The following is a 13434-nucleotide window of genomic DNA, read 5'->3' as shown; positions in this document are numbered from 1 at the left end:
GTGAGCGAGCGACCTGCTGGACTGTCGGCGATGGCGGCGTCCGCCACCCTGCACTGCCTCACCGGCTGCTCGATCGGCGAGATCGCCGGCCTCGTCATCGGGTCCGCGGCCGGCCTGACCAACCTGGCGACGATCGCGGTGTCGGTCGGCCTCGCCTTCGTGTTCGGCTACGCGCTGTCGTCGCTGCCGTTGCTGCACGCGGGCCTGGACCCGGGGCGGGTCGCCCGCGTGGTGATCGCGTCGGACACCGTCTCGATCCTGACGATGGAGGTCGTCGACAACGCGTCCGAGGCGGTCATCCCCGGTGCGCTGAACGCGGGGCTGGGGGACGGCGTCTTCTGGTGGTCGATGCTGATCTCGCTGTCGATCGCCTATACCGCGGCGTTCCCGGTGAACCGGGCGCTGTTGCGACGCGGCAGGGGACACGCCGTGACCCACGGCGCGCACGAGGACGCGCCGGACGACGTGGCCGCGTGGCGGCGCCGCATACCGGCGCCCTCGCCCGCGACGCTCGCCGTGGTGATCGTCGCGTTCATGCTCGGTGGGTGGCTGGCGGCCGCTGCAGGTCCTTGACGACGGCGGACGTGCGTCGCAGCACCAGCCAGCACGCCCATCCGACCGCCACGACCAGCGCGCAGCTGACGATGCGGTAGGCGACGACGACAGACACCCCGGACGCCACGCCGCCCGCGCCGTGGAGCACCGCGATCATGGCGGTGTCGACGACGCCGATGCCGCCCGGCAGCACCGAGATGCTCGACGCCGTCATGCCCACCACGTAGGTGATCAGCAGCAGCGTGACGTCCGGGGCCGCGACGCCGATCGCGCGGCAGCAGGCGTAGAGGCAGACCAGGTCGGCGAGCCAGTTGCCACCGGCCAGGGCGAGGCCCGCGGCCCAGTCGCGACGCCGTGGATGGATCGCGGCGAGATCGGACACGAATCCGCGCACGGCGGCGCGCGCGGGAGCGGGATCGCGGCGGACGAGGCGGGCGGCGCCGACCGCCACGCGTTCCGCGGCCGAGCTGAGGGTGCCCGGGTGGCGGCGGGCGACGACCACGAGCGCGACCAGAGCGCCGCCGCCGAGGACGGTGACCACCAGCCCGGACGCGCCCGGCCCGCCGAGGCCGCTGCCGGTGAGCGCGAGCACCGCGAAGCTGGCGCCGCTGAGCACTCCGGAAGCGGCGATGGTGAAACCGGCGGCCGCCCCCGTGGCGCCCCACCGACGCAGCTGGCGTGCGACGTAACCGGCCGACAGCGCGGTGCCGCCCGGCAGCGTCCAGTTGACGGCGTTGGCTGCGTAGGCGAGACCGACCATGCGGTGCAGCGGCACCCGCACCCCGCCGGCCAGCAGCATGCGGCGCTGGGCGCGGGCGAGCATCGCCATCGACGCGGCCGTCGAGCCCACGGCAAGGGCGAACCACGGCACAGCGGCCGGCAGATCCGACACGGCAACCTCCCCGGGGCCCCGTAGAAGGAACGATTGCGTTCCCTATCGGACCTTTCTCGCTCGCCGTGCGACTTGTCAAGGCGAACGTTCGTTTTTGTTGTACGGTTCATGCGTGCCGAAGGTCAGCGACGAGTACCGCGAGGCCCGGCGCGCAGAGATCCTCGACGCCGCCCGCCGGTGCTTCGCGCGCGACGGCTTCCACCAGACCTCCATGCAGGACCTGTTCTGCGAGGCCGGACTGTCCGCGGGGGCGGTCTACCGCTACTTCCCCAGCAAGGCCGACATGATCGTGGCCATCGCGCAGGCGAACATGGGCGACTTCGTGCGCCTGCTGCGCGACAGCACGGCTGCCGGAGCGGACGGACGGTCGCTCGGCGAGATCGTCGCCGACATGCTCGAGACCGTCCGCGACCGGCAGCGCGACGCCTGCGTCGGCGGCATCGCGCTCACCGTGTGGGCCGAGGGCGTGCGCGACCCGCAGATCGCCGACGCGCTGAAGGCCGCGCTGGTCGACGTCCGGGCAGAACTCGCGGCGCTGGCCGATCGGCACATCGCGGCCGGACGGCTGCCCGCCGGGCTGACCGGCGAGGCGGTCGCCGCCACCCTCATGACCCTCGTGCCTGGCTACATCATGCAGGTGACCCTCTACGGCGAGGACGTCGTCGCCGGGGTGCCGGACGCGCTGCGCATGCTCTGGCCCGACAGCTCCCGCGGCTCCGCCTGAGGGGCGGTTTGCCCGACCGTGGACGGCGGTAGGAACTCCGGGCCCGTCCGTCCGTCGAAGGAGCAGTTCGTGCCCGACGCCCGCCTCGTCCAGCGTTCGATCGAGCTCGCGGTCGACAACGTTTCGCGCGGCGGCAAGCCGTTCGCCTGCATCGTCGTCGAGGACGACAGCGGAGAGGTGTTGGTCGAGGCCACGAACCAGGTGAGCCAGTCGGGCGATTGCACGGCGCACGCGGAGATCACCGCCGTTCGCGAACTCGCGTCGCGAGGCCGGACCGACCTCACCGGGTGCACCGTCTACGTGACCGCCTATCCCTGCCCGATGTGCCTGGGCGCGCTCTACTACGCGCAGCCCGAGTCCGTCGTCTTCGCCGCCACCCGTGAGCAGGAGAGCGAGTTCTACGAGGACGGCAACCGCTACATGAGCCTCGACTCGTTCTACGGCGAGTACGCGAGGCCGCCGCGTGAGCGCTCGCTGCCTGCCGTGCAGGGCGACGCCGCCGATCCGCAGGCGCCGTTCCGGGCCTTCGCCGACGCCCACCCCGGCGACTGACGATCAGGCGAAGGCCTGCAGTCCCGTCACGCGGAGCAGGTCGAGACGCAAGGCGTCCTCGGAGCCCGGCTCAGCGGTGTAGACGACGATGCGCACGTCGGTGCCGGGCGCGGTCAGCACGTCGCAGTCGACCGTGACGGGGCCGACCGGCGTCCGCGTGACGGTCTTGCGGCTCGAGACGTGCCGCGCCACCCGGGCCTGCTGCCAGTGACGCCGGAAGCGGTCGCTCTCCCGGATCAGCCGGTCGACCAGGGCGGCCAACTCGGGATCGTCCGGATAGCGTCCGCGGGCTTCGCGCAGGTCGGCGGCCAGATCGTCGGAGAACTGCGCTCGGTGTGCGTCGTCGTACTCGACGTCGCTCGTGTCCCGCATGAAGTGCCGCCAGGCGATGTTGCGCTCGATGCCGCGATGGGCGGACGGGTCACCGGTGAGCACGGCCCACAGCGGGTTCCACCAGATCGGCTCCCAGGCCGCGCTGAGCACGGCGAGCGGCACGTCGCCGAGCCGGTCGAGCAGGCGCTGCACGCCCGCGGTCAGGTGCCGGGGGACGACGCCCGACGACGGTGGTGCCTCGCCGGCCAGCCGGTAGAGGTGATCGCGCTCGGCGTCGGTCAGCCGCAGGGCCCGGGCGAGTGCGCCCAGCAGCTGCGGGGACGGATGGCGGGCGCGGCCCTGCTCGAGGCGCACGAGGTACTCGACGCTCACACCGGCCAGAGCGGCGAGCTCCTCGCGCCGGAGCCCCGGCGCGCGGCGGTGGCCGCCGCGAGGCAGCCCCACTGCCTCGGGCCGCGTGCGGTCGCGCCAGGCCCGCAGCGAGGTCGCCAGTTCGTCCACCCGTCCAGCATGCCCGTCGCCGGGCCGCGCTGGGTGGTACCGGCAGTGCCTACCCTGGTGGGCCGGCCGTCCCGGACGGTGGTGACATGACCACCACATTGATCACCGGAGCCAACCGCAGCCTGGGACTCGAGACGGCCCGTCGCCTCGTCGACGCCGGCCACATCGTTTACGCGGGAATGCGCAATCTCGCCGACAGCGTCGCCGCCGAAGCGATCGGGGCCCGGCCCGTCCGGCTCGACGTGACCGACTCCGCGTCCGTCGGGCAGGCGATGGACTCGCTGCCCGAGCTCGACGTGCTCGTCAACAACGCAGGCATCCTCGGCTCGTCGTTCGGCGTCGACGACCTCGACGCCGACGCGATGTCGGCCGTGCTCGACACGAACGTCACCGGAATCGTCCGCGTGACCCAGGCGGCGCTGCCACTGCTGCGCCGGTCGTCGAATCCGGTGATCGTCAACGTCGCCTCAGGCGTGGGGTGGCCGCGGTGGCTGACGACACCGGGCCACGACGAGTACCCGGTGCGGGCGGTGCCGTACGCGGCCTCGAAGGCCGCCGTCGTCGCGCTCACCGTGCAGTACGCGAAGAACCTGCCGGGCATGCGGGTCAACGTCTCGGATCCCGGCTACACCGCCACCGACTTCAACGGGCACGGCGGACACCAGACCGTCACCGAGGGCACGGACGCGACCGTGATGCTCGCCTGCCTCGACGCCGCCGGGCCCACGGGCGAGTTCCACGACCGGACGGGGCGAATCGACTTCTGACCCCATGAGTGACTACCGGCGGGTACGGGGTACGACCGCGGCATGTTGCTCGTGATCCTGTTGATCGTCCTGGCCATCGTCACCGGCGTGCTCGGCGCCGTCATCAAGGGCGCGTTCTGGCTGTTCGTGCTCACGGTGCTGTTCCTCGTCGGGGCCTACTTCGTCGGCAAGGCCAAGGGGCGCACCCGGGCGTGACGCCTGGGTAGACCGCTCGGCATGACCTCCACGCAGAACCCCGATCGCCCGGACGCCCCGCAGCCCGACGACGAGCAGCCGGTGACCGCCGGCACCCTCGAACCCACGCCCGAGCACGACGAGGTCGCGCCTGCCCTGAACGACGACCCGGAGCCGGACGAGCCCGGTGGCGAGCGGCAGGCGAAGCCGTCCGACGGTCTCGCGCAGGACGACGAACTGCGCTCGGGTCAGTGGGGTCCGTCCGCCTGACCGGCGAGCGGACGGTTACTTCTTCACGCGTCGGCTGCCCGCGTGCCAGTCGTCGGTGATGCCGGTCTCGCCCTCGGCGACGCCGAACGACGGTAGCTGCGGACGCTCGCGCAGGCTGCGCTTGAGTTCGGCGAAGCCGGGGAAGCGGGCCAACCCCACGACGTGGTCCCACAGCTGGGCGGCCTGCTGCTCGTCGGGCATTCGGCTGATCACGGGGCCGAAGAACGCCACCCCGTCGGGTGGTTCGACGTGGATGATCGGCGTCCCCACGTCCTTGCCGGTCAGCGCCAGCGCCTCGTCCGACTCGGCCTGGATGCCGGCGTCGCGGGAGGCGTCGTCGAGCGCGTCGACGAGCGAGGTCGGCAGGCCCGTCTCGTCGAGCGCGGCCGCGGCGAGGTCGGGCGTGCCCTGCCATCCGGGCGCCCGGCCGTCGTCCGGCCCGGTCTCGAAGATGCGGGCGCCCAACGCGGCGTACAGCGGTCCGACGGCCTCGCGGCCGTGCTGGTCGCGCACCGTGGCGGCCAGCCGCAGCAGCCGCAGGCCCGCGGTGTGCTGCGCGTCGTACTCCGGCGGGAAGTGGGTGTCGTAGTCCAGGTGGGAGTTGATCAGGCGCAGCGAGATGAAGCGCCAGTCGACGGTGTAGTCGCGCTGCGACTGCACCACCCGCACCCACTTGCTGGTCATCCAGGCGAACGGGCAGATCGGGTCGAACCAGAAGTGCAGGTCAGCAGTCACGAGGCGCCTCTCTGTCGGACGGAGCCGCGATCCGTCCGCAACGTACCTCGGCGCAACGGCGACATTCCCGCTCGGTCGTCGAGGATCGGACTCGGCCGGTGAACAGCCCCCGCACGTCAGAGGATGCCCTTGGCGGCCGCGTCCCAGACGGTAGGGACGGAGGGCCGGAAGCCCTTCTCGCGCAGGAACGAGGAATCCATCCGGCCGGACCACGGATCGGTCAGCGGCGCGGCGGAGCCTTCGATCGGCGTGCCCGCGAGGCGGGCCATCTCGTAGACCGTGACCGGGCTGTCGTCGGTGACGTTCGCGATGTGGCCGTCGAGGTCTCCTGCGAGTGCCAGTCGGACGGCCGCCGCCACGTCACGGTGATGGGCGACGGAGTAGATGTGTGCCGGGTGCAGCCCGAACCGGGTCGCGAGGGCGGGTATCGCGGCGAGGTGACCGTCGTCGTCGCCGTACACGAAGGGCAGTCGCAGGACCGCCCAGGTCAGGCCGCTGTCGCGCAGCAGTGCTTCCGCGGCCACCTTGCTGGCCGGGTACGCCGCGGTGGGGTTGCAGGTGTCGGTCTCCACGCCGGGCCGGACCTGATCGTGGTCGTAGACGTTGCCGGTGCTCGCCATCACGAAGCGAGCGTCCGGCGCGTGCGAGACCACGGCCTCCACGAGATTGCGGGTGCCGTCCAGGTTGGCCCTCCAGATCGCGTCCTCGTCGACGGTGCGGAAGAGCGCGGCGAGGTGAACCACGGCGTCGACGCCCTGCACCGCCTCGACGAGGCTGCTCGGGTCATCGAGGTCGCCGCGCACGACGACGGCCTCGGCCGGTAGCTGCGCGTCGCTGCGCACCAGGGCTCGGCAGCGGTGCCCGTCGGCGATCAGCCGGGGGAGCAAGCGCGATCCGACCAGTCCGGTGGTGCCGGTGACCAACACAGAGCTCATGTGAACCATCCTTATCACTGATCATCAGTCTTACTGACGATCAGCGTAACAGTAGGATTCGGGCGTGGAGCACGCCGACGGGCCGGGACCTCAGCTGCGCGCGCGCCTGGGGTATCTCCTCAAACACGCGTTCTTCCGGCTCGAGGAACTGCACGCCGTGCACCTGGCCGGCGGCCCGGTGAACGTGCGTGAGCTGTCGGTCCTGCTGTTGCTGGACGGTCGCGAGCCCGAGTCCCAGCAGCAGGCCGCGACCCGCCTCGGCGTCGACCGGACCACGATGGTCGGGCTGCTGGACGGCCTCGAGGGCAAGGGTCTGCTGGCGCGACTGGCCGATCCTGCCGACCGCCGCCGCAACGTCGTCGCACTCACCGACGCAGGCCGCACGGCTCTCCGCAAGGCCCGGGCCGCGAGCGACCGCGCGGAGCGCGAGCTGCTCGCCGAGCTCTCTCCCGCGGAGGCACGTCAGTTGCGGGACGTGCTGTCCCGCATCCTCGACTCCGCCGGCCCGCCGCGAGACGACAGCGATTCCTGAATCTGCCGAACCGCGCACGACCGGCGCCCGGACCTCACCGAGCAAGGCGGATCAGGTGTCACCCATCCCTGCCCCAGGCCCGCCTGATCGAATCGCCCGCTTAAGCGTCCAAGATCGCATGTTCTCTGACACGGCCCACTCGGTGATAGAACCGTCGCGTCCGGCCTACCCGACGGCAGCCGCGCAGAGCGCCGCGCACACGGTCAAGAGAGCAAGTCCGGCGATGAGACAGCGGACCGAGTTGTCGACGGCTCGGTTCTTGAAGTCAGCAACCTCCCAGTTCCGTGCATAGTCGTTCAGTAGTCGAGCGGCCTGCACGCGGAGGCGGACCTCGGGGTCGGTTGCTGTCAGGACGTATCGCATGTCGGTCGGCGTCACCCAGCTCCAACGACGCCCTTCTCTGCCGGCCAGCGCGCGGACCGCGAAGACTGCAGACAACGCGAACACGAAGACCGTCACCGCGAGCACGACACTGAAGGCGTGCCGCAGACTGTCGGACTCATGCCACTTGGCTGCATCAAGGACCAGGCTGCCTCCGCCAAGCGTGAAGCTTGCCGCGACCGCGACAGACCCGGCTACGGTTGTGGCGCGCCTGTCGGCCGCTGCTGCCCGGTCTACGGCGGTTTGCGCGATGAGCTTCGATAGGTCGACCAGCTCGGCGGGCGATCCATAGGAATCGTTCGCAAGCGCGTTGGCGCTAAATCTGCCATTCGAAGAACGTCCGAAGCTTTCCTTCGCCCACCAATACTCGCCGTGCCGCCGCGGCCACACGACATCCCCAAACGAAAGCTTCTCTCGCGGACCAACGACCTTGCGCTCGGGTGGTTTATGCGATTCGGGCTCAGACGGTGCTTCAGGCGTGGGCAACACATTCACGGAGCGGCTCCACTTGGCAGCAGTTGGAATGGTGACGACAAGGTAGAGCTGCCGGGTGCCGTTTGGCGAGGCCGGCAGGTTCGTCGCCACGTGCCGCTCCCCCGGGCGGCGAGGGGCGATCGCACGTCCCGTGCCTCGAAATTATGCCGCGGTTGGCGTCGCGCCTTGAGGCCAGCCACGAGTGGACGCCGCCTTCTGGTCACGGTCCGTCAGCGACACCGGCAGGGTGCCGCGCACACGCAAACGAGTCGCCGGCGTTCGTCGAACCACCACCAGCTGATCGGCGCGACGCCGACCACGAACAACCGAGCGGGAGCACGAGGGGCGCATTGATGACGTCCGTGGATCAGCCACCACATGCCACCGTTGACGAGCAGGCACCGCCCGAGGATGAACCAGAAGTGCCGCATGCCCCCCGCTCGCCAGCGAGCTGGCCGCCAGGGTCACGCTGATGAAGACCGTGAACGCGGCGGCCTCCTTCGGTATCTGTCTGCGGGCCACGAGCACAGGATCGCCTCGAATCTGGCCAGCCAGGCGTGCAGCGTCTGACGTGAGACCCCTAATCGGGCCGCGCGACCGAGCTCGCCGTCTCCCCGTCGGCCATCACAGCGCGCACGGCCTCATAGCGCTGTTCTGCCACCGAAAGCTCCCTCATCGAGGGAGTGTCAAGAATCAGCCGAAGTCGGTGTCAAGGATCAACCGAAACACCGTCAACCATCAGCCGAAGGCCGACTGTCAACCATCAACCGAAGGCACACAGGGGGTGGGTGGGCCCCGTCGGGCTCGAACCGACGACCTACGGATTAAAAGTCCGCTGCTCTACCGACTGAGCTAGAGGCCCGTGCCGCCCCAGTTTGTCAGACGCGGCGCGACCCTACGATCGGGCGATGCCGCGCACCGACCGGACATCGCTCGTGATCCCGGCGCCCCGTGCGCGAGTGTTCGCGGCGCTGCTCGATCGCGATGCGCTGGAACGGTGGCTGCCGCCCGGCGGCATGACCGGATGCGTCGAGCGCCACGATCCGCGTCCGGGTGGCGGGTACCGGATGGTCCTGGCCTACGCCGACGGTTCGAGCGGCAAGACCGGCGACGGCACGGACGTCGTCGAGGCGCGGTACGTCGACATCGTCGAGAACGTGCGCATCGTGCAGGCCGTCGACTTCGTGTCCGACCAGCCGGAGTTCGCCGGGACGATGACGATGACTTGGCTGCTGGAGGACGCGGACGGCGGCACCCTGGTCGAGTTCCGCGCCGACGACGTCCCCGATGGCATCTCCGCCGGGGACCACGAAGCCGGTCTCGGCGCGTCGCTGCGGAATCTCTCGGCGTACGTCGGCGGTTGACTACGCCCGGCCGAGCAGCTCCCGCAGGTCGTCCGCGGCCTCGGCGGTGGCGGCGTCGACGACGGCGGCGTTGCCGCCGAGCCCGAAGTACGAGTGGTTCAGCGAGGGGAACTCGCGGACGATCACGTCCACCCCGGCCTTCTTCAGGTCGTCGCCGAAGAAGTTGCCCTCGGTGCGCAGCATGTCGAGCGTCGAGGTGTGGATCACCGCAGGTGCGACGCCCTCGAGCGACGCCGCGCGCTTCGGCGACACCCGCCAGTCGCCCGAGTCGGCCTCGTCGACGTACGCGGCGGCGAACGTCTGCATCGTCTCCATGGTCAACCCGAAGCGGCGGTACAGCGACCGGCGGGACATGTAGCCCGAGTTGACCTCGTCGTCGACGTACATCCCCTGGACGTCCGTCACCGGGTAGATCAGCAGCTGCGCGGCCGTGGGCAATCCGGCGTCGCGGCGGGCGATCGCCACGGACGCCGCGAGCTGCGCACCCGATCCCTCGCCGGCGAGGACCAGGCTGTCGTCGCCCCCCAGCTCGGACAGGTTCTCGCCGGCCCAGCGCGCGGCGCGCTCGGCGTCGTCGTAGGCGGCGGGGAACCGGTGCTCCGGCGCCAGCCGGTACTGCACCATCACGACCACGGCGCCGATCCACCGCGACAGCCGCCGGGCGTGCGGCAGGTGGGTGTCGACATCGCCGACCATCCAGCCGCCACCGTGGAAGTAGACGACCGTCGGCACCGGGCCGTCCGCCTTCGGTCGCAGTATGCGGACGGCGATGTCGGTGCCGGGCACGACGTCGTCCGTCTCGGACGCGGGCTCGAAGTCCGCACCCATCGATTGCAGCGCGTCGGCGTTCACCCGCCGCGTGCGCTCTCGGGCTTCGCCCACCGTCACCGGATCCTCGGCGGGCAGGACCCGCAACTTCCACTCCTCGGACACGGACCTCATCCTGCCGTCAGAATGAGCGGCATGCTCATCCGCCCCGCTGAGCTCGAGCGCATCAAGGCCGGTGACGTCGACCTCGCCTTCCGCCGGTGGGACCGGCCGCGGTTGCGCACCGGCACCCGCATGCGCACCACGTTGGGCCTCGTCGAGGTCACGTCCGTCGACCGCGTCGCCCAGCGCGACATCACGGCGGACGATGCCCGCCGCGCCGGGGCGCCGTCCCGCAAGGCCCTGCTGGAGCTGTTGAGCCACCGGACGGACCCGATCTGGCGCATCGGGCTCGCCTACGCCGGCGACGACCCGCGGGTCGCGCTGCGCAACGACGCCGAGCTCGACGACGCGACCCGCGCCGAGCTGGAGCAGCGGCTCGACCGGCTCGACGCGGCGTCCCCCCGCGGGCCGTGGACGCGCCGGTTCCTCGCGCTGATCGAGGCCAACGAGGCCGTCCGCGCACCCGATCTGGCCGAGCGGGAGGGGTACGAGACGGTCGTGTTCAAGCGCAACGTCCGCAAGCTGAAGGAGCTGGGACTGACCGAGTCCCTCGACGTCGGCTACCGCCTCGCCCCGCGCGGAATGTCGCTTCTGCACCCTCGGTGACACCGGGTCATTCGGCGTTTCCTGCGTGTCACCTGCCCGAAACGCGGGGGTGTGAACGTCGTCGGCATGCCTACCGCAACGACGACGTGCGCGAGCCTCACGCTGGCCGGCGACCCCGGTGACTCGCGCCGCAACCCCATGACCGACCTGCTCGAGCTCGCCCAGCGGCCCTGGACGATGCACATCGGGCGCCGCGCCCTGCTCGTCCGTCCGGCCGGCGTGCGCGACCTTCCCGCCGTCGCCCAGATGCACCGGCGCTGCAGCGCGCGCTCGCTGCTCGACCGCTACAAGTTCGGCGGGCGTCCGCCCACCGCCGCGGCGCTCGACGCCGAGCTGCGCACGCCGCACGGCTTCCTGGTCATGACCGACGACGGACGCGTGGTGGCCCACGGCGGCATCGCCCGCGACCCCCGTCACGGCTACACGTGCGCCGAGGCGACCGTGCTCGTCGAGGACGCGTGGCAGCGCCGCGGGGTCGGGTCCGAACTGCTCTCGCACCTGGCGGGCGTCGCCCAGGTGCAGGGATTCACCGAGCTCATCGCCTATCCGGGCACCGCGGTGCCGGCCGCCCAGCGGCTGATGGTCGAGGCCGGCCGCACCCGCATGGTGCCCGGCCCCGACGCGCACCTGCACACCTACCTGCCCGAGGCGGCGACGCTCGGCCTCGGCCCGGTCCGGCAGCGGCTCGCCGGCTGACCCTGCGGGGTCGTACGGGGGAACGGCGGGTCGCTGCCGTCACACGGGGGCGACGGCCGGCCACGGCACGGTGATCTCGCCGTGCCGGGACCGGCCGTCGTCCACCGCCGGCAGCTCGGCCCGCAGCCCGGCCGCCGCGGCGATCCACCGTTGCCGCGGCCCGAACGGGGTCGTGGCCGCCTGCCACGCCGCGTCGAACGCCGACAGCAGCGCGTGCACCGGTTGTCCCGGGACGTTGTGGTGGATCAGCGCCTTCGGCAGCCGTTCGGCCAGATCGGACGGGCGCTCGATGTCGTCGACCTTGCAGGCGAAGGTGACCGTCCGGGGCCCGTCCGCGTCGAGCAGCACCCAGCAGCCGCGGCGGCCCAGCTCGTCGCACGTGCCCTCGACGACCAACCCGCCGTCGGCGAGGTTGCCGCACAGCGTCGTCCACGCCGTGGCGGCATCCTCCTCGGAGTACTGCCGCAGTACGTTCGCCGCCCGCACGAGGGCCGGACGGTGTCCCGCCAGCTCGAACCCGCCGCGCGCGAACGCGAGCCTCGGCGGGTCGGCGGCGTCCGCGGCCGCCGCCACACGCTCCGGATCGATCTCCAGGCCGAGCACCCGCACGTCCGGACGGACGGCCACGAGCCGGTCGGCCAGCTCGACCGCGGTGACCGGGGTCGCGCCGTAGCCGAGGTCGACCACGAGCGGATCCGCCGCCGCGCGCAGGTGCGGGGCGAGCGTCGCGGTGATCCAGTTGTCCATGCGCCGCAGCCGGTTCGGGTTCGTGGTGCCGCGCGTCGGCAGGCCGAGGGCGCGTGCCCGTCCGGCGGCGTAGCGCGGGGCGCGGCGGCGCGGACCTGTCACGCCGACGAACGGTAGCGTCGCAGGACGTGGCGACCTCCGTCCCGACCTGCTTGGCCGACCTCACGACACTGCGGCTCGGCGGCCCCGCAGCGCGCGTCGTCGAGGCGACGACCACCGAGCAGCTCGTCGACACGGTGCGCTCGGCCGACGCCGCGGGCGAACCCGTGCTCGTCGTCGGTGGCGGCAGCAACCTCGTCGTGGGCGACGACGGCTGGCCCGGCGTCGTGGTGCTCGTCCGCACGGCTGGCGTCGAGCGTGACGGCGCCACCCTGCACGTTCCCGCCGGTGAACCGTGGGACGCGCTGGTCGAGCGGTCCGTGGCGGACGGCCTGTCGGGCCTCGCGGCGATGTCCGGGGTGCCGGGTCTCACCGGCGCCACGCCCGTCCAGAACGTCGGCGCGTACGGCGTCGAGGTGGCCGACGTCATCAGCGGGCTGGCGGTGCTCGACCGCACCACCGGCGCCGTCGAGCAGTGGTCGCCCGAACGGTGCGGATTCGGCTTCCGCACCAGCGCGTTCAAGCACACCGACCGCTACGTGGTGCTGTCCGTCGACTTCGGGCTGGTCGATTCGCCCGACGCGCCCCCCATCCGGTACGCCGAGCTGGCGCGTCGTCTCGGCGTCGAGCCGGGGGAGACCGCACCGTCGAAGGACGTCCGCGAGGTGGTGCTGCAGCTGCGGCGTGGCAAGGGCATGGTGCTCGACGCCGACGACCACGACACGTGGAGCGTGGGCTCGTTCTTCGTGAATCCGTTCGTCCCCGAGAACCTCGTGCCGGACGGGTGCCCCCACTGGCAGGTCGACGGCGCGGTGAAGCTGTCCGCGGCGTGGCTGATCGAGCAGGCCGGATTCGGCAAGGGCTTCACCGCCGGCAGCGAGCGGGTGTCGATCTCGACCAAGCACGCCCTCGCGCTCACCAACCGCGGCGACGCCACGACCCGGGAACTGCTCGAACTGGCCGCCGTCGTCCGCGACGGGGTCGAGCAGCGTTTCGGCGTCCGCCTGCGCCCCGAGGCGCACCTGGTGGGCGTCGAGTTCTGACCCGTCCGCCCCGCGATCGACTGGCACCTTGCCGGGTTGACTGGCGACCTCCACCCGTCGCTGGCGGGTTGAAGTCGTCCAGTCAGCCCGGAAACGTGCCAGTCAATCCGGGAGGGTGCCAGGG

The 13434-nt window shown here is 71.7% G+C and carries 18 protein-coding genes, 1 tRNA gene and 1 pseudogene; 11 read left to right on the top strand and 9 right to left on the bottom strand.

The window, feature by feature from the left end; all coding sequences use genetic code 11:
- On the top strand, window positions 1–573 hold the full coding sequence (locus ACYVP9_RS10615; RefSeq protein ID WP_460604771.1) for a DUF4396 domain-containing protein: 573 nt from the start codon (window positions 1–3) through the stop codon (window positions 571–573).
- Here the strand turns inward: ACYVP9_RS10615 and ACYVP9_RS10610 are convergent.
- Window positions 533–1447 carry a lysylphosphatidylglycerol synthase transmembrane domain-containing protein gene (locus ACYVP9_RS10610; protein WP_460604770.1) on the bottom strand — a complete coding sequence of 305 codons (915 nt, stop codon included), beginning with the start codon at window positions 1445–1447 and terminating at the stop codon, window positions 533–535. The genes ACYVP9_RS10615 and ACYVP9_RS10610 overlap by 41 nt on opposite strands.
- A 112-nt stretch (window positions 1448–1559) precedes the next feature.
- Between ACYVP9_RS10610 and ACYVP9_RS10605 the strand changes: the two genes are divergently transcribed.
- Both ACYVP9_RS10605 and ACYVP9_RS10600 read left to right on the top strand, forming a co-directional pair.
- Window positions 1560–2171, top strand: coding sequence for a TetR/AcrR family transcriptional regulator (locus tag ACYVP9_RS10605; RefSeq protein ID WP_460604769.1), 612 nt, complete (start codon window positions 1560–1562; stop codon window positions 2169–2171).
- Between the two features lie 69 nt (window positions 2172–2240).
- Complete coding sequence (locus ACYVP9_RS10600) at window positions 2241–2723, top strand: nucleoside deaminase (protein ID WP_460604768.1); 483 nt, start codon at window positions 2241–2243, stop codon at window positions 2721–2723.
- 3 nt (window positions 2724–2726) lie between these two features.
- Here ACYVP9_RS10600 and ACYVP9_RS10595 read toward each other — a convergent pair whose 3' ends face one another.
- On the bottom strand, window positions 2727–3557 hold the full coding sequence (locus ACYVP9_RS10595; protein WP_460604767.1) for a helix-turn-helix domain-containing protein: 831 nt from the start codon (window positions 3555–3557) through the stop codon (window positions 2727–2729).
- Between the two features lie 86 nt (window positions 3558–3643).
- Between ACYVP9_RS10595 and ACYVP9_RS10590 the strand changes: the two genes are divergently transcribed.
- From ACYVP9_RS10590 to ACYVP9_RS10580, 3 genes are read left to right on the top strand one after another with little or no spacing between them, the layout of a single operon-like run.
- Window positions 3644–4324, top strand: a complete 681-nt coding sequence (locus tag ACYVP9_RS10590; protein ID WP_460604766.1) for an SDR family NAD(P)-dependent oxidoreductase — start codon at window positions 3644–3646, stop codon at window positions 4322–4324.
- Window positions 4325–4366: 42 nt separating this feature from the next.
- Complete coding sequence (locus ACYVP9_RS10585) at window positions 4367–4519, top strand: hypothetical protein (protein WP_460604765.1); 153 nt, start codon at window positions 4367–4369, stop codon at window positions 4517–4519.
- Window positions 4520–4540: 21 nt separating this feature from the next.
- Window positions 4541–4768 (top strand): hypothetical protein, encoded by a 228-nt coding sequence (locus tag ACYVP9_RS10580; protein ID WP_460604764.1) that lies wholly within the window; start codon window positions 4541–4543, stop codon window positions 4766–4768.
- Window positions 4769–4783: 15 nt separating this feature from the next.
- On the opposite strand, the gene ACYVP9_RS10575 is transcribed toward ACYVP9_RS10580, so the two are convergent.
- Together ACYVP9_RS10575 and ACYVP9_RS10570 are read right to left on the bottom strand one after the other, a co-directional pair.
- Window positions 4784–5503 carry a mycothiol-dependent nitroreductase Rv2466c family protein gene (locus tag ACYVP9_RS10575; protein WP_460604763.1) on the bottom strand — a complete coding sequence of 240 codons (720 nt, stop codon included), beginning with the start codon at window positions 5501–5503 and terminating at the stop codon, window positions 4784–4786.
- Between the two features lie 116 nt (window positions 5504–5619).
- Entirely contained in the window at window positions 5620–6438 is an 819-nt protein-coding gene (locus tag ACYVP9_RS10570; protein WP_460604762.1) for an NAD-dependent epimerase/dehydratase family protein, read from the bottom strand.
- Window positions 6439–6502: 64 nt separating this feature from the next.
- Here ACYVP9_RS10570 and ACYVP9_RS10565 point away from each other — a divergent pair, with 64 nt between their 5' ends.
- The gene (locus ACYVP9_RS10565) at window positions 6503–6970 is read left to right on the top strand and encodes a MarR family winged helix-turn-helix transcriptional regulator (RefSeq protein WP_460604761.1); all 468 of its coding nucleotides are present in this window, start codon (window positions 6503–6505) and stop codon (window positions 6968–6970) included.
- Window positions 6971–7135: 165 nt separating this feature from the next.
- On the opposite strand, the gene ACYVP9_RS10560 is transcribed toward ACYVP9_RS10565, so the two are convergent.
- The 3 genes and pseudogenes from ACYVP9_RS10560 to ACYVP9_RS10550 form a co-directional block, all read right to left on the bottom strand.
- Window positions 7136–7936 carry a hypothetical protein gene (locus tag ACYVP9_RS10560; protein ID WP_460604760.1) on the bottom strand — a complete coding sequence of 267 codons (801 nt, stop codon included), beginning with the start codon at window positions 7934–7936 and terminating at the stop codon, window positions 7136–7138.
- A 386-nt stretch (window positions 7937–8322) separates the two neighbouring features.
- Window positions 8323–8501 (bottom strand): annotated as a pseudogene (locus ACYVP9_RS10555) (helix-turn-helix domain-containing protein); the annotation flags it as partial.
- 113 nt (window positions 8502–8614) lie between these two features.
- Window positions 8615–8687: transfer RNA gene (locus ACYVP9_RS10550), tRNA-Lys, on the bottom strand.
- Window positions 8688–8733: 46 nt separating this feature from the next.
- On the opposite strand from ACYVP9_RS10550, the gene ACYVP9_RS10545 reads away from it, so the two are divergent.
- The gene (locus tag ACYVP9_RS10545; protein WP_460604759.1) at window positions 8734–9189 is read left to right on the top strand and encodes an SRPBCC family protein; all 456 of its coding nucleotides are present in this window, start codon (window positions 8734–8736) and stop codon (window positions 9187–9189) included.
- Here ACYVP9_RS10545 and ACYVP9_RS10540 read toward each other — a convergent pair whose 3' ends face one another.
- Window positions 9190–10122 carry an alpha/beta hydrolase gene (locus ACYVP9_RS10540; protein ID WP_460604758.1) on the bottom strand — a complete coding sequence of 311 codons (933 nt, stop codon included), beginning with the start codon at window positions 10120–10122 and terminating at the stop codon, window positions 9190–9192.
- A gap of 30 nt (window positions 10123–10152) precedes the next feature.
- Here ACYVP9_RS10540 and ACYVP9_RS10535 point away from each other — a divergent pair, with 30 nt between their 5' ends.
- Window positions 10153–10725, top strand: a complete 573-nt coding sequence (locus ACYVP9_RS10535) for an ASCH domain-containing protein (protein WP_460604757.1) — start codon at window positions 10153–10155, stop codon at window positions 10723–10725.
- Window positions 10726–10791: 66 nt separating this feature from the next.
- Window positions 10792–11421 (top strand): GNAT family N-acetyltransferase, encoded by a 630-nt coding sequence (locus ACYVP9_RS10530; RefSeq protein WP_460604756.1) that lies wholly within the window; start codon window positions 10792–10794, stop codon window positions 11419–11421.
- 39 nt (window positions 11422–11460) lie between these two features.
- On the opposite strand, the gene ACYVP9_RS10525 is transcribed toward ACYVP9_RS10530, so the two are convergent.
- A complete protein-coding gene (locus ACYVP9_RS10525; protein ID WP_460604755.1) occupies window positions 11461–12270 on the bottom strand; it encodes a class I SAM-dependent methyltransferase in 810 nt (269 codons plus the stop codon).
- A gap of 26 nt (window positions 12271–12296) precedes the next feature.
- Here ACYVP9_RS10525 and ACYVP9_RS10520 point away from each other — a divergent pair, with 26 nt between their 5' ends.
- Window positions 12297–13310 (top strand): UDP-N-acetylmuramate dehydrogenase, encoded by a 1014-nt coding sequence (locus ACYVP9_RS10520; RefSeq protein ID WP_460604753.1) that lies wholly within the window; start codon window positions 12297–12299, stop codon window positions 13308–13310.
- The last annotated feature ends 124 nt before the right edge of the window (window positions 13311–13434 follow it).

It is taken from the genome of Jatrophihabitans fulvus, assembly GCF_054781375.1.
The sequence above is the reverse complement of the archived record's forward strand: the minus strand, read 5'-3'. Positions and strand labels throughout refer to the sequence as shown.

Excerpts from the sequence above, each read along its gene's own strand:
- ACYVP9_RS10590 (WP_460604766.1), top strand. The coding sequence starts at position 3,644 with ATGACCACCACATTGATCACCGGAGCCAACCGCAGCCTGGGACTCGAG.
- ACYVP9_RS10585 (WP_460604765.1), top strand. The coding sequence starts at position 4,367 with ATGTTGCTCGTGATCCTGTTGATCGTCCTGGCCATCGTCACCGGCGTG.
- ACYVP9_RS10580 (WP_460604764.1), top strand. The coding sequence starts at position 4,541 with ATGACCTCCACGCAGAACCCCGATCGCCCGGACGCCCCGCAGCCCGAC.
- ACYVP9_RS10570 (WP_460604762.1), bottom strand. The coding sequence starts at position 6,438 with ATGAGCTCTGTGTTGGTCACCGGCACCACCGGACTGGTCGGATCGCGC.
- ACYVP9_RS10545 (WP_460604759.1), top strand. The coding sequence starts at position 8,734 with ATGCCGCGCACCGACCGGACATCGCTCGTGATCCCGGCGCCCCGTGCG.
- ACYVP9_RS10535 (WP_460604757.1), top strand. The coding sequence starts at position 10,153 with ATGCTCATCCGCCCCGCTGAGCTCGAGCGCATCAAGGCCGGTGACGTC.
- ACYVP9_RS10530 (WP_460604756.1), top strand. The coding sequence starts at position 10,792 with ATGCCTACCGCAACGACGACGTGCGCGAGCCTCACGCTGGCCGGCGAC.